11 protein-coding genes are annotated in these 14,280 nt (G+C 71.1%); 9 read left to right on the top strand and 2 right to left on the bottom strand.

What is annotated here, in order from left to right; all coding sequences use genetic code 11:
• Positions 1-209: 209 nt before the first annotated feature.
• Positions 210-2,177: a protein kinase domain-containing protein gene (locus tag MMA15_RS12760; protein ID WP_241059527.1), complete on the bottom strand. Its 1,968-nt coding sequence runs from the start codon at positions 2,175-2,177 to the stop codon at positions 210-212.
• A 264-nt stretch (positions 2,178-2,441) separates the two neighbouring features.
• Here MMA15_RS12760 and MMA15_RS12755 point away from each other — a divergent pair, with 264 nt between their 5' ends.
• From MMA15_RS12755 to MMA15_RS12740, 4 genes are all read left to right on the top strand, one after another.
• Positions 2,442-3,128 (top strand): DUF4956 domain-containing protein, encoded by a 687-nt coding sequence (locus MMA15_RS12755; protein ID WP_241059520.1) that lies wholly within the window; start codon positions 2,442-2,444, stop codon positions 3,126-3,128.
• A gap of 66 nt (positions 3,129-3,194) precedes the next feature.
• A complete protein-coding gene (locus tag MMA15_RS12750; protein ID WP_241059518.1) occupies positions 3,195-4,601 on the top strand; it encodes an aspartate aminotransferase family protein in 1,407 nt (468 codons plus the stop codon).
• Complete coding sequence (locus MMA15_RS12745) at positions 4,598-5,269, top strand: GntR family transcriptional regulator (RefSeq protein ID WP_241059517.1); 672 nt, start codon at positions 4,598-4,600, stop codon at positions 5,267-5,269. The genes MMA15_RS12750 and MMA15_RS12745 overlap by 4 nt, the downstream gene beginning before the upstream one ends.
• Before the next feature lie 55 nt (positions 5,270-5,324).
• Positions 5,325-5,978, top strand: a complete 654-nt coding sequence (locus MMA15_RS12740) for a putative DNA-mimic protein (protein WP_241059515.1) — start codon at positions 5,325-5,327, stop codon at positions 5,976-5,978.
• Positions 5,979-6,081: 103 nt separating this feature from the next.
• On the opposite strand, the gene MMA15_RS12735 is transcribed toward MMA15_RS12740, so the two are convergent.
• Positions 6,082-6,774 carry an SLATT domain-containing protein gene (locus MMA15_RS12735; RefSeq protein ID WP_241063168.1) on the bottom strand — a complete coding sequence of 231 codons (693 nt, stop codon included), beginning with the start codon at positions 6,772-6,774 and terminating at the stop codon, positions 6,082-6,084.
• Positions 6,775-6,987: 213 nt separating this feature from the next.
• Between MMA15_RS12735 and purD the strand changes: the two genes are divergently transcribed.
• From purD to MMA15_RS12710, 5 genes are all read left to right on the top strand, one after another.
• A complete protein-coding gene (purD, locus tag MMA15_RS12730) occupies positions 6,988-8,253 on the top strand; it encodes a phosphoribosylamine--glycine ligase (protein ID WP_241059513.1) in 1,266 nt (421 codons plus the stop codon).
• Between the two features lie 382 nt (positions 8,254-8,635).
• Positions 8,636-10,312, top strand: a complete 1,677-nt coding sequence (locus tag MMA15_RS12725; RefSeq protein ID WP_241059511.1) for a hypothetical protein — start codon at positions 8,636-8,638, stop codon at positions 10,310-10,312.
• Positions 10,313-10,423: 111 nt separating this feature from the next.
• Positions 10,424-11,923 carry a N,N-dimethylformamidase beta subunit family domain-containing protein gene (locus MMA15_RS12720; RefSeq protein ID WP_241059509.1) on the top strand — a complete coding sequence of 500 codons (1,500 nt, stop codon included), beginning with the start codon at positions 10,424-10,426 and terminating at the stop codon, positions 11,921-11,923.
• Positions 11,924-12,095: 172 nt separating this feature from the next.
• Positions 12,096-13,037, top strand: coding sequence for a phosphoribosylaminoimidazolesuccinocarboxamide synthase (locus MMA15_RS12715; protein WP_241059507.1), 942 nt, complete (start codon positions 12,096-12,098; stop codon positions 13,035-13,037).
• Between the two features lie 249 nt (positions 13,038-13,286).
• Positions 13,287-14,279 carry a helix-turn-helix domain-containing protein gene (locus MMA15_RS12710; protein WP_241059505.1) on the top strand — a complete coding sequence of 331 codons (993 nt, stop codon included), beginning with the start codon at positions 13,287-13,289 and terminating at the stop codon, positions 14,277-14,279.
• Position 14,280 lies beyond the last annotated feature (1 nt).

Here is a 14,280-nt window from a genome sequence, read left to right as displayed (position 1 = left end):
TCGTTCTTGGTCTTGGTGCGCCGGAACCCTCTCACTCTCCGTCGCGAAGGTCACAGTCGGGCTGCCAACGCGTTCCCGTTTGATTCGCCGCCGCCCGGCGCCCGTCGTTTCACAACAGGGCGGTTCTCAGGCGGTTTTCGGCCGTTACGTCCCCGGGAACGGCCGCAGGGCGATGCGTCTTCGAGACAGGCGTTCCGGGCGGGCAGCCGTCAGGCGGTACGTCCCGAGAGGCGGCCGTCCTGCATGGCGGTGAGCCGGGAGACCACGACCATCGCGAGGATCGCGGCCGGAATGCCGAACACGTCGCCGAACAGGGCGAAGGAGGCCGTCTGCTGGGCGGAGTCGAGGCTTTCCTGCTCGTACCAGCTCTCCCAGTTGCCGGTGAAGAAGACGAAGTAGATCAGCCACATCGTCCACCACGCGGTGACGACGCCCCGCCCCGTCTGCGGGCGCGGCCCGTATCCGTACCACTGGGCGGACGGATCGCTCGCGGGCCAGACGTCGTTGATGATCTGCTTCGGCATGAACAGGTTGCACACGGGGATGAACCAGCACCACACGGACATCGCCGTGGTGTAGCGGACCTGGCCGGGCGCGAAGGTCTCGGCGTTGGCCCTCATACGCCAGAACCACGTCAGCCACAGCACGATCAGGGTGACGCTCAGCAGGAAGCCGATCACCTCGACGGCGATGGTGGCGCCCTGAAGTCCCCCGTAGCCGTTGATGCGTTCGAGATCGAAGGCGTAGAGGTACCGCCCCTCCGCGTCGCTGAGCGTGTTGATCACGGCGATCTCCACGATCACGGCGATCACGGCGACGAGCATGTGGAGGCTCAGCAGCACGGTGATGGACTGCGACAGCTTGCGCGCCGAACGGGCGGCCAGGGCGGGCTTGTTGGGCGGCGCGGCCTGGTTCGGCCGGCTGGGCTGGTTCGGCTGGTGGGGCATCGGCGCGGGGCCGGGCGCCGGCCCCGGCGCCTGCCCCGGGAACCCGGGCTGCCATGGCGGCTGCTGCTGTCCGGGCGGCGTCGAGTACGGGCTGCTCGCGGGCGGACCGTAACCGCCGGACGGCGGTGGGGTGGACGGCGCCGACGGTGCCCCGGGCCCGTGCGGTGGAGTCGACGGAGCGGCCGGTTCCGGGGGCGGCGTAGAGGGAGCGCTGCTCGGTGCAGTGCCGGTCGGTGCCATGCCGGTCGGTGCAGTGCCGGTCGTAGCCATGCCGGTCGGTGCCGTGCCGGTAGGCGCCGCCGCGTGACCGGGCTGCTCCACGGTCTCCGGGTCCTCGCTGTCGAGGAGTCGCACCGCGTGGCGCCCGAGCTGCGCGAGCACCTCGCCCGGCAGCCAGGTGCCCTTCAGCCCGCCCTCCGTACGCTCCAGCAGCGCCTCCAGGGTGGGCCGTTCCGCGGGCGGCTTGGCCAGGCACGACGCGACCATGTCGAGCAACGGGCCGTCCAGCCCTGAGAGTTCGGGCTCCTCCTCCGCGATGCGGAACAGCAGCGCGTGCACTCCGCTGTCCGCGGTGCCGAACGGCATCCGCCCCGTCGCCGCGTACGCCAGCACCGCGCCCAGGCAGAAGATGTCGCTCGCGGGCGTCGTCTGCAACCCCCGTACCTGCTCGGGCGACATGAAACCGGGGGAGCCGACGAGCGCGCCCGTACGCGTCAGCCCCCCGGCGGACTGCACCGCCGAGTCCAGGGCGCGGGCGATGCCGAAGTCGATGACGCGCGGACCGTCGATCGTGATGAGCACGTTGGACGGCTTGAGGTCGCGGTGGACCAGCCCCGCCCGGTGGATGTCGTGCAGCGCCCGCACCAGCCCGGAGGCCAGAGCCATGACGGACTCCACGGGCAGCGGCCCGAACTGCTCGTCCACGACCTCGGCGAGCGACGGCCCCGCGATGTAGCCCGTGGCGACCCACGGCGTCTCGGCCTCGGTGTCGGCGTCCAGCACGGGCGCGGTCCACTCGCCGCCGACCTTGCGCGCGGCGGTGATCTCCTGGGCGAATCGGCGGCGGAAGTCCGGCTGGCGTGCGAGTTCGTTCTGCACCGCCTTGACCGCGACCGTGCGTCCCCGCTTGGAACGGGCCAGATACACCCGGCCCATGCCCCCCTCGCCCAGCCTGCCCAGCAGCCGGAAGTCACCGATCCAGCGCGGGTCTTCGGCGCCGAGCCGCTTCATCTGCTACCTCTTCCCCCCGGGTATCCGCCTGCCATGAGACTGCCATGAGAATAAGTCGGCGGGCGGCGGGCTTCGGGCGGAGCCCGGACCCGATCCGATAACACGTGGCGGGCACGGCGGTCGGTTTCCGTTCTCGTCCGGTCTCTGCCGCTCAGTTCCCGTACGGGTGGCCGCAATTGAGATGACAAGCTCTCAATTCGCCCTTATCGGTGGGGTGATGGCCGTAGTGGTTCCCTGATTCACCGGTTCCCTTATTTTCCCGATATGGAATTGATCAGCCGGATACTCGCCCATTTCGCCCTGGACATCGCCGCGGTATGTGTGCTGACTTTCGCCGTCTACTATCCGCGGCACCGGCGCAGGGATCTGATCCCCGGGTATCTCGCGCTGAACGTCTCGCTGTTCGCGCTCGCCGCCGCCCTCGGCCGCAGCGGCGACAAGGGAGGTATCGCGCTCGCGTTCGGCCTGATCGGCGTGTTGTCGATCGTAGGGCTGAGGTCGGAGTCCATGCAGACAGAAGAGGTCGCCTACTACTTCACGACGCTCGTGCTCGGCCTCATCTCGGGCCTGCCGAACGTGAGTCTGGGCCTCACCGCGATCCTGTGCGCCCTGCCGCTCGCCGTGGTCTACGCGGCCGGCCACCCGCGGCTCCTCGCGCGCACCCAGCGTGCGCTCGTCACGCTCGACGCGGCGGTCACCGACCCGGCCGCCATCGACTCCTTCGTAAAGGAACACCTCGGGGAGCCGCTTTCGTGGAAGATCCAGGAGGTGGACTACGGCCGCCATCTCACCGTCGTCGACGTCCGCTATCGGCAGGCACGCACAGGCGGAGTGAGCCGTGCGCGGAAGATCCTCAGGATCGTTCGGCCGCCGAGGCTCAAGCGGAACGTCAGGCCCGCCCGCACCCCGGCTGCCGACGGGAGGACGACGCTCTTTTCGGACAGGCCCTAGGCTGTGGGCCGTTCCACGGCCGTGGGCAGTACCACCGGCGCCTTCCCCGAGCAGAGGAGCCAGCACGTGACCAGCACGAGTACGAACACCACCCCTGCCGCGGGCCCCGCCGCCTCCGTGCCCGACCCGGCCGCCGGCCAGGCCGTACGGGCGGCGGACCGCGCACACGTCTTCCACTCGTGGTCGGCGCAGGGGCTGATCGAACCGCTGCCGGTCGCCGGCGGCGAGGGCTCGTACTTCTGGGACTACGACGGCAACCGCTACCTCGACTTCTCCTCCCAGCTCGTCAACACCAACATCGGCCACCAGCACCCCAAGGTCGTCGCCGCCATCCAGGAGCAGGCGGCCCGCATGTGCACGATGGCGCCCGGATTCGCCGTCGACGTGAGGGCGGAGGCTGCGCGGCTCGTCGCGGAGCGCACCCCCGGCGACCTGGACAAGGTCTTCTGGACCAACGGCGGCGCGGAGGCCGTCGAGAACGCCGTGCGCATGGCGAAGCTGCACACCGGCCGCCCCAAGGTGCTGAGCACGTACCGCTCGTACCACGGCCACACCGCCGCCGCGATCCACATCACGGGCGAACCGCGCCGCTGGGCCAACGACACCGGCGCCGCGGGCGCCGTGCACTTCTTCGGTCCGCATCTGTACCGCTCGCACTTCTACGCCGAGACGCAGCAGCAGGAGTCCGAACGTGCCCTGGCGCACCTGGAGGAGACCATCGCCTTCGAGGGCCCCGGCACCGTCGCCGCGGTGATCCTGGAGACCGTGCCCGGCACGGCGGGCGTCCTCGTACCGCCGCCCGGCTACCTCGCGGGCGTCCGCGAGATCTGCGACCGGCACGGCATCGTCTTCGTACTCGACGAGGTGATGGCGGGGTTCGGGCGTACGGGAGCGTGGTTCGCGGCCGACCACTTCGGCGTCACCCCCGACCTGATCACCTTCGCCAAGGGCGTCAACTCCGGCTATGTGCCGCTGGGCGGCGTGGCCATCTCCGCCGAGATCGCCGCCACCTTCGACAAGCGTCCCTACCCGGGCGGGCTGACGTACTCCGGGCATCCGCTGGCGTGCGGCTCGGCCGTAGCGACCATCAACGCCATGGCGGAGGAGGGCATCGTCGAGCACGCGGCGCGGATCGGCGAGGACGTCATCGGCCCTGCGCTGCGGGAGATCGCCGAACGCCACCCCTGCGTCGGCGAGGTGCGGGGCCTGGGCGTCTTCTGGGCGCTGGACCTCGTACGGGACAAGGAGACGCGTGAGCCGCTGGTCCCGTACAACGCGAGCGGTGCCGACAACAAGCCGATGGCCGACTTCGCGGCGGCCTGCAAGCGCGGCGGCCTGTGGCCGTTCGTCAACATGAACCGCACCCATGTCGTGCCCCCGTGCACCATCAGCGAGGCGGAGGCCAAGGAGGGCCTGGAGATCCTCGACGAGGCGCTCTCGGCCGCGGACGCGCACACGACCGCCGGTCGATGATCAAGCGAAGCACTCTGCGGTCGCAGATCGCCTCCGCGCTGCGTGACGAGATCCTGGCCGGGCGCCTGCCGGCCGGGAGCCACTTCACGGTCAAGGAGATCGCGGAGCAGTACGGAGTGTCGGCGACGCCCGTGCGCGAGGCGCTCGTCGACCTGGCGGCGCAGGGGCTGCTGGACGTGGAGCAGCACCGGGGCTTCCGCGTGCACGAGTTCACCGTCGACGACTACCGCTCGATGGTGAAGGCGCGGATGGTCGTGCTCGACGGCCTCTTCCACGGCTACTTCACCGACGACGGCCCCGTCCCGGTGCTCACGCTCGACGAGGCGGTCCTCGCGTCCGTGCGGCGCCGGGCGGAGGCCGCGGTCCGTGCCGCACGCGCTGGCGACCTCGATGTGCTGATCGGCTACGACCTGCGCTACTGGCGGGAGTTGGGCGACGTCATAGGCAACCGCTACATCTGCGACTTCCTCGACCGGCTGCGTGTGCAGTGCTGGGTCTACAGCGTGCCCTGCCTGCGCAAGGAGCCGGAGGTGTCGAAGCGGCTGTGGGCCGGGCACCGGGAACTCGTGGACGCCGTGGAGCGCGAGGACGCCGAGACCGCGCACCGGATCGCCGGTGAATACCACCGGCACGCGCTGGCGATCGCGGAGAAGTCGCCGCCTTGGTGAACACGCCCCGGGCGCGGCATTACGCTGACATCCCCGGCTGCGGATGGAGCGACTCTTGGCGTGTGATCTCTGGTTGGTTCCCCTCGTCGATGTGCTGTGCCACAGCCCCGACAACCCCTTCGCCGAGGAGATCGCTTCGTACGACAAGGCACTGACGGAGGCAGGACTGCCTCCGGTGCCCGTCTACAACTACATGCCGGGCCTGTCGGGGGAGGTCGCGCCCGTCGCCGGATTCGACTACGAGGCACTGCACTTCCTGCGCCGCGCGCACATCCTCCAGCTCTGCGGGCTGGAGGTGACGCCCGTCGACGAACTGGGCGGCGACTACGAGCAGTTGCTTGAGATGTTCGAGTCGACGGTGCAGCAGTCGCATCTGGTGTGGCACTACGACCACGCGGGCGCGTATGTGCCCCTCGACTTCCCCGTGCCGCTCGCTACGGACGAACTCATCGACGGCGGGGGCCCGTTGGGCTCTAGCCACGGGCTGCTGCGCGAACTTGAGGCCGTAGCACCGTACTTGGGCCTGGACCCGGCGGCACCGCCGCCGGCGCCGCAGTCCCCGTCGCGGCCCACGGAGCTGGAGGAGCCCGCTGAGACGCCCGTCGCGTACGGGGAGGGCCCGTTCGCACAGGAGCGCCACGTCTGGCTGGGGCTGCACGCGGCGGCGACACGGAGCCTGGCGCAGGGGTCGATGATCGTCTTCAGCTAGGCGCGATACGGAGCCCGGTGCCGGTGGCCTACGATCATGCGCTCCTGCCCGGGGAGGGGCCCCTGAACTGCCGCTCCACCGCCGCGCGTTCACCGTGCACGGCTCAGTTGGACGGCTCCTCCGGCGGCCGCTGGCGGGGCATGCTCGGGCGTAGCCCCGGAGACTTCGGGAAGCGGTGCACGTTCTGCGCTGCGACGCAGACCTCCGCGGGACGAGCCGGCTGTCCCGTGTCCTGCTGCGAGGCGGGCGGTGTGAAGCCCGGCCTGAACTCCAGCATCCAGTCCGCGGTCTCGGCCCGTACGACCTCGGAGACGTCCTCGGTGAAGCGGCGCAGCAGCGTCAGCCCGCGCTCGGCCGCCTCGTTGGCGCCGCCCTCCTTCGGCCCGAGCATCTCGCGCACCGACTCCGACGCCCAGTCGTACTGAAGGGCCTCCAGCCTCCGCTGGATGGCCTGCGCGGTGGCGACGTCCCTGATCCAGCCCGTGGTCAGCCCGAAACAGCGGTCGGCGAACACGCACATCACGGCCGCCAGCAGCGCCACATAACCCCAGAGGGCGACGCCCCTGGGCAGCGTGCCCGTGAGGGCGAGCAGCGGCAGCAGCGCCGCCGCCGTCGCACCCAGGGAGGCGCCGGTGCGCAGTACACGTGCACCGAGCCGCTTGCGGGTGCGGTCGGCGAGATACCAGTCGGCGATGAACAGAGCGCGCTGCTCGACCCATACGTAGAGCTCGTCGAGGCGGTCCCCCGGCTCGCCCCAGTCACCGAGCGGGAAGGCCCGTCCAGCCCCCGGCCGCATCTCCGGCTTGCTCACAGCCACACCCCACAACGAACGCACGACGGCCCACGACCGATTCGAAGGGCCCTTCCTACCGCCGTAAGTGGGGACGCAACACCACTTTGCGGCTGAACTCCCACGGAATTGTGCACTGTTCAGGTATAGGAGCGATTCCGGACTCACTCGAAAGAGTGCCGTGTGAAGGGCGCCGAGGGCGACGTCTAGGCTGCTCCCGTGAGGATTCTGGTCATCGGCGGCGGCGCCCGCGAACACGCCCTGTGCCGCTCCCTATCGCTCGACCCCGAGGTCACGGGGCTGCACTGTGCGCCCGGCAACGCCGGGATCGCCGAGGTCGCCACGCTGCACGCCGTCGACCCGACCGACGGCGCCGCCGTCTCCGCGCTGGCGGAGACACCGCAGATCGACGCCGATCTCGTCGTCATCGGGCCGGAGGCGCCGCTGGTCGCGGGTGTCGCGGACGCGCTGCGGGCGCGGGGCGTCGCCGTGTTCGGGCCGTCCGCCGAGGCGGCGCGGCTGGAGGGGTCGAAGGCGTTCGCCAAGGACGTGATGGCCTCGGCCGGGGTGCCGACCGCACTCAGCCATGTGTGCACCACGCCGGAGGAGATCGACGAGGCCCTGAACGCCTTCGGCCCGCCGTACGTCGTCAAGGACGACGGACTGGCAGCGGGCAAGGGCGTCGTGGTGACGGACGACATCGAGGCGGCACGCGCCCACGGGCGTGCCTGCGGGCGGGTCGTCATCGAGGAGTTCCTGGACGGCCCGGAGGTGTCGCTCTTCGCGGTGACCGACGGCGAGACCGTCGTGCCGCTCCAGCCCGCGCAGGACTTCAAGCGCGCCTACGACGGCGACGAGGGCCCCAACACCGGCGGCATGGGCGCCTATTCGCCGCTTCCCTGGGCCCGGCACGGCCTGGTCGAGGAGATCGAGCAGACGGTGCTGCGTCCCACCGTCGACGAACTGCGGCGCCGTGGCACGCCGTTCTCCGGGCTGCTCTACGCGGGACTCGCGATCACGTCGCGGGGCGTGCGCGTCATCGAGTTCAACGCCCGTTTCGGCGACCCGGAGACCCAGGCCGTACTGGCACGGCTGCGTACGCCGCTCGCCGGGCTGCTGTACGGGGCGGCCACGGGGCGGCTCGCGGACGTACCGCCGCCGCGCTGGAGCGACGAGGCGGCAGTCACCGTCGTCGTAGCGGCGCGGGACTACCCGGCGGCGCCCCGTACGGGCGATGTGATCGAGGGCCTGGACGAGGTGGCACGGCTGGACGGGCCCGAGGCGTATGTGCTGCACGCCGGCACCAAGCGCGACACGGAGGGCCGGGTGGTCAGCGCGGGCGGTCGCGTCCTGTCCGTCACGGCGACGGGCGAGGGGCTGGCGGGGGCGCGTGAACGTGCCTACGAGGCGGTGCGGCGTATCCGGCTGGACGGTTCGCATCACCGCGGCGACATCGCGGCGGAAGCGGCGGCTTCCACGGCCTGAACGGGCGGCGGCCACGGCCTGAACCGGCGTGAAGCGACCGCCCGACTCCCCATGAAGAGGGGCGAAAGGGAGCAAGGCGGACACCTTTCGCACCCCCCACGGACGCAAGAGCTTTCCCCAAAGCCATTCCATCGAGTGACCGGACAGCGGAGCGGCTGACGGCTGTCAGGGCCCCAACTAGGGTTCCGCGCAAGTCGAATGGGACGTTCCGACCGTATGCCCGGCTGTGTCCCGAGTGGCCCCGCGCACATTGCGGTGTCGGTGCGCGGTGCCACAGTGGGGACCACTGAGCCCGGGTGTGCGGGCCCGTAGGGATGGGGGTGAGCAGTTCGTGGTGGGCCGCCAGGCAGGGACGCGCTCCGCGCGTTCACACGCTCTCTCCGTGCTCCGCATCCGCGGCGCGGCGCTCGCTCTCGCACTGCTGCCCGCCGCGGGTGCGGTGATCGTCTTCGCGGCGGAGACGACGGGCCGCGTCGGCGGCCCCGGCTGGGCCGGTGTGCGGGTCGCGCTCTGCTGCGCTGCGGTGCTGGCGCTGGCGACGGCGGCCGGTGTCGCCGCGGTCATCGCCCGGTCGCGGCCCGCCGTCTCCCCGACGGTGCCCGTGGAGGAGAGCGCCGCCGCGGACCTCTACGAGCTGGTGCGGGACCTGGCCGAGCGGCTGGAGGTCCCCGTGCCCTCGGCGGTGGCGCTCACCCCCGACTGCGACAGTTGGCTGGAGGACCGCTCGCACCGCACGCGGGAGCGGGTCCCTCCGGTGCTGGTGATCGGCTCGCCGTTCCTGTGGTGGATGAGGGTGGCGGAGCTGCGTGCCCTGCTGGCCCCCGTCGTCGCGGGCACCGGTCCCTCGGCACATCCGGACATAGCGGCGGCCCGCCGGTTCGTGAGGGGTTTGGACGCGGCGGTCGCGGTCGCCGACAAGGCGCAGGCCCGGCGTGAGGGCGAGGCACAAGCCCGGGCGGGCGAGCCACATCCCGGTTCACATACGGCACTTGCCGGTTCAGGCAAGGCGACGGCCCTCGCAGGAACGGCGGCGCGGGCCCGTGGCGCGGTCCACCGGGCGCTGCTGCGCTTCGCGGGCTTCTGCGCACGGCTGATGCTCCGCGCCTGCGCGCAGCACGCGGCCGAGATGGAGCGGGGCGTCGCCGCGGCGGCGGCCTCCCGTGCACAGGGTGTGGACCACGCGCTGCGTACGGCGGCGCAGGAGCAGGTCGGCCTCGCCTACGCGGGCTGGGACAGGCTGCTGACGAGAGTCGCCCTGCCCGCGTGGCGCATCGGGCGGTGGCCCGCCCGCCTCGACGCCGGCGTCGTCTCCGCGCTCACGGAGCTGTCCCACCGGGACAGGCTCGCCGAGGGGTTCACCTCGCGGCTGGGGGAGCGTCCCGCGTGCGATCTGCTGGACGAGCCCGGCGCCGTCGACGAGGCGGTCTCGCTGCTGGCCGCCCGCCTCTTCCACGGCGGCCCGGCCGAGGCGGGCCCGGACTGGGCGCCGGTCGACTGGCAGGCGTATCCGGAGGAGGTCGTGGACCGCATCTGGCGGGCCCGCGCGGCCCGTCTCTTCACGCATCTCGATGCGCTGGACCGTCCCGGCGGCCCTGCCGAGGCCGCGGCGACCCCGGTACGGATCTTGGAGTGGCTGGCCGAAGGCGGAGCGGACCGCACGGAGGAGCTGGCCGCCCGCATAGGGGCCGCGGTCGCACGCGAGAGCGCTCGTGAGTCGCGCGAGGAGGCGCTCGTGGGCCCGCTCATACCGGGCGTGGGCGACGGGCCCGGCGGGTCCGCCGTGACACCCATGGGACTTCCCCTCCAAGCGCCGCGCACCGGGCGGGAGTTGATGACGGAGCACATCACGGCGGTGATCTGCTGCGCGGCCGTGGACACCGCGGGAGCGGCCCCCGGCCTGGACTGGCTCGACGGCCCCGCGCTGCTGGTGGACGGGGTGAGCAGGGCGGACCTGACGGGCCACGTGCTGGGCCTCGTCGAGGAGGGCGATTCCCGGCCGCTGCGTGACTGGATGGCGGCCGTGGGAGTCAGGCCGGACAAACCTGTCCGTCTCGTCTGATCCCTCCTTTCGTCTTCCTCACATCTGCTGCGGGGGGTGACGCGCTGCTCGCGTAATGTGATGGGGTGGCTCCTTCGGGGGGCGTCGACGAGAGTGGGGGTCGGGTCACAGGTGGGGAAGGAAGAGGACATCCGGCGCTGGGAGTCGGGAGCGCTGGCGCACGCGCTGACCGACCCGTGCGGGCAGGGGCCGCTCCCCTGGCTCCGCTTCGGCGAGCAGCACTTCGACAACGGGCGCATGATCCCCTGGTACGTGGACCACACAGGGCTGGAGGACGTGCTGTGCGGCGAGCGCGTCCGGCGCCACCCCGGCGTGGGCCGCCCTCGTACGGCCGACGATCTGCACTGCCAGATCAAGGGCTTCGCCGGAAGCGACGGGGGCACGGCGCCCGGAGAGTCCATCGACTTCCGCATCACAGTCGATCCGCCCCAGTCCTTCGGCGTCGACATCTACCGCATCGGCCACTACGACGGCGACGGAGCGCGGAAGATCACCACCAGTCCGCGGCTGTCGGGCATCAGACAGCCGGCGCCGCTCGCCGCCGACAAGACCGTCTCCTGCCACCACTGGTGGCTGTCGTGGCGATTGCAGATCCCCGAACACTGGGCCACCGGCGCCTATGTCGCCGTACTGACCACCGCCGACGGTCGTCACCGCTCGCACATCCCGTTCACGGTCCGCGACCGCACCCCCGCCGACCTCCTCCTCGTACTGCCGGACATCACGTGGCAGGCGTACAACCTCTTCCCGGAGGACGGCCGCACCGGCGCCAGCTTCTACCACTCGTGGGACGAGGACGGGCGGCTGCTGGGCGAGGCGGACGCCGCCGTCACCGTCTCCTTCGACCGTCCCTACGCCGGTGCCGGTCTGCCCCTCCACGTGGGCCACGCCTACGACTTCATCCGCTGGGCCGAGCGCCAGGGCTACGACATCGCCTACGCCGACGCCCGCGATCTGCACGCGGGACGGGTCGACCCGTCCCGCTGCCGAGGCGTCGTCTTCCCCGGGCACGACGAGTACTGGACGGTGCCCATGCGCCGCGCGGTGGAGCGGGCACGCGACAAGGGCACCTCGCTGGTCTTCCTCTCCGCCGACACCATGTACTGGCAGGTCCAGTTGGACCCGCTGCCCGGCGGCGCCCCCGACCGCCTGCTGACGTGCCGTAAGCGCCGCGGCCCCGGGCGGCCCGCCCAGTGGCGCACCCAGGGCGAGCCGGAGCAGCGGGTGCTGGGCATCCAGTACGCGGGTCAGGTGCCGGAGCCGTACCCGCTGGTGGTGCGCAACAGCGACCACTGGCTGTGGGAGTCCACCGGTGTCGGCGAGGGCGACGCGCTGCCCGGTCTGGTCGCCGGCGAGGCCGACTGCTACTACCCGCGTACGAATCTGCCGGACCACACGGAGCGTGTGCTGCTCGCCCACTCCCCGTACGAGGACATACGCGGGGTGCGCCGCCATCAGGAGACGTCCCTCTACCGTGCGCCGTCCGGTGCGCTCGTCTTCTGCTCCGGCACCTTCGCCTGGTCGCCCGCCCTCGACCGTCCCGGCCATGTGGACCCCCGGGTGCAGCGCGCCACCGCGAACCTCCTCGACCGTGTCTGCAAGGGCTGCTGACGCGAGGCCGCCGACGGCAAGGGCTCTGACCGCCGTGGCCGCCGCCCGGCCCGCCCCCGGGAGGTGTGCGATGCCCTCGTACGGGACAATCGGGAGCTGAAGCGCACACACCTCTCCCGGCTGCCCGCGCTTCGCGCGTCCCGGGGGAGACCACCCCGACCGCGGAGGACCAGTGTCCGGATTCGTGGAGAAGCCCGACCCCGTGCAGGTTCCGGGCCTGCTGCATCTGCACACCGGCAAGGTGCGCGATCTGTACCGCAACGAGGCGGGCGACCTGGTCATGGTCGCCAGCGACCGCATCTCCGCGTACGACTGGGTGCTGCCGACCGAGATCCCCGACAAGGGCCGTATCCTCACCCAGCTCTCCCTGTGGTGGTTCGAGCAGCTCGCCGACCTCGTGCCCAACCACGTCATCGGCACCGACGTGCCCGAGGGCGCACCGGCGGACTGGGAGGGGCGCACCATGGTGTGCCGTTCGCTGCGCATGATCCCGGTGGAGTGCGTCGCCCGCGGTTATCTGACGGGTTCGGGCCTGGAGGAGTACGAGCGGAGCCGTACGGTCTGCGGGCTGGCGCTGCCCGAAGGGCTGACGGACGGTTCGGAGTTGCCCGGCCCGATCTTCACGCCCGCGACGAAGGCCGCCGTCGGCGACCACGACGAGAACGTCAGCTACGAGGAGGTCGCCCGCGAGGTGGGGGCCGAAACCGCCGCGCAGCTACGCCAGTTGACGCTCGCCGTCTATCAGCGCGCCCGTGACGTGGCGCTCGACCGGGGCATCATCCTCGCTGACACCAAGTTCGAGTTCGGGCACAGGACGGGCGAGGGCGGCGACGGAATCGGGGTGCACGCCGAGTCGGACGTGGGCCTGGTGCTCGGCGACGAGGTACTCACGCCGGACTCGTCGCGCTTCTGGCCCGCGGACGGGTGGGAGCCGGGCAGGTCCCAGCCGTCGTTCGACAAGCAGTTCGTGAGGGACTGGCTCTCCGGTCCGGAGTCCGGCTGGGACAGGAGCGGCGAGAAGCCGCCGCCCGCGCTGCCCGATCACGTCGTACGGCAGACCCGCGAGAAGTACGCCGAGGTGTACGGCATGCTCACGGGGCTCGACTGGGAGTGATCCGGCACCATCCGGATGCTGAACACACGGAAATTTCCCCGGAGTCGATTCCGCGTTCCGTGAAGGTGCATAGAGGGGCAGACCCGCACCATATGAAGGGCCCTTTCGAAATGGTCTTTCAATCAGGGGTGTTGGACGCCTTCGTTTTTTCTATGCTCGGAAGCCTGTTCAGGCATGTGGGTTCCCAAGCTTTGACGACCGCCCACTTGCACGGGTCCTGGCGGACGACCGAACAGGGGGAAACGGACCTTGGGTACGAACGAGATGTCGTATCTCGGTCTCACCGAGGAGCAGGAACATATCTACCGGCTTTGTCTGAGAGAGCCCGGTATAGGTCTCGACGGCCTCATCGACCAGCTCCGGCTGCCCCCGAACGCGGCACGGAGAGAGCTTCGCAGACTGCGTGAACTCGGCCTGCTCCGCAGACAGGCGGACGGGCTCGCGGCGGCCGATCCGGACGTCGCCGTGGCCAGGCTCCTCGATCTGCGGCTGCACGAACTGCATGAGAAGCTGCAACGGGTCACCCAGCTCCAGCCGTTGGTGGCGTCGCTGCGCGCGGAGCGCGGCGAGGAGCGCGAACCGGCCGTCGTCGGCATCGAGCAGGTCACCGACCCGCCGAAGATCCGCGACCGCATAGACGACTTGGCCTTCTTCGCCCGTGAGGAGGTCGCCGTCGTCGAACCCGGCGTCGCGCTGCGGCAGGACGAGATCGACCAGGCACGCCCGCGTGTGCTGCGCTGTCTGCGCAGAGGACTCTCGGTCCGTACGGTCCTGGTCCGCAAGGCCCTCGACCATGCGCCCACGGTGGCGTATCTGCGCGAACTGGAGTCGCACGGGGCGCGTGTGAGGCTCGTGACCCATACGACGGCGAAGATCCAGATGTACGACCGCCGTACCGCTGTGGTGCCCGTGGACCCCGAAGACACCGCGCGTGGCGCGCTGTTCGCGCAGGAGAGCGGGCTGGTCTCCAACATCCTCGCGCTGTTCGAGTCGATCTGGGCCGAGTCGGAGGACCTGGGCACGCTGCTCGGCGAGTGGCGGACCGAGGAGAACGCGCCCTCCGAACTGGAGCGGATGGTGCTGCGTGCCATGTGCTCCGGCGGCAAGGACGAGGCGGGCGCCCGCGACCTGGGCGTCTCCGTACGTACCTACCGTCGCTATATCGCGGACCTGATGCAGCTCCTCGGCGCCGGCAACCGGCCGCAGGCGGCGCTGCTCGCCAGGGAGCGCGGCTGGATCTGAG

Source organism: Streptomyces marispadix (assembly GCF_022524345.1).
Taxonomy (GTDB): domain Bacteria; phylum Actinomycetota; class Actinomycetes; order Streptomycetales; family Streptomycetaceae; genus Streptomyces; species Streptomyces marispadix.
This window is presented reverse-complemented; position numbering and strand designations above follow the sequence as displayed.

Excerpts from the sequence above, each read along its gene's own strand:
- MMA15_RS12760 (WP_241059527.1), bottom strand. The coding sequence starts at position 2,177 with ATGAAGCGGCTCGGCGCCGAAGACCCGCGCTGGATCGGTGACTTCCGG.
- MMA15_RS12755 (WP_241059520.1), top strand. The coding sequence starts at position 2,442 with ATGGAATTGATCAGCCGGATACTCGCCCATTTCGCCCTGGACATCGCC.
- MMA15_RS12745 (WP_241059517.1), top strand. The coding sequence starts at position 4,598 with ATGATCAAGCGAAGCACTCTGCGGTCGCAGATCGCCTCCGCGCTGCGT.
- MMA15_RS12735 (WP_241063168.1), bottom strand. The coding sequence starts at position 6,774 with ATGCGGCCGGGGGCTGGACGGGCCTTCCCGCTCGGTGACTGGGGCGAG.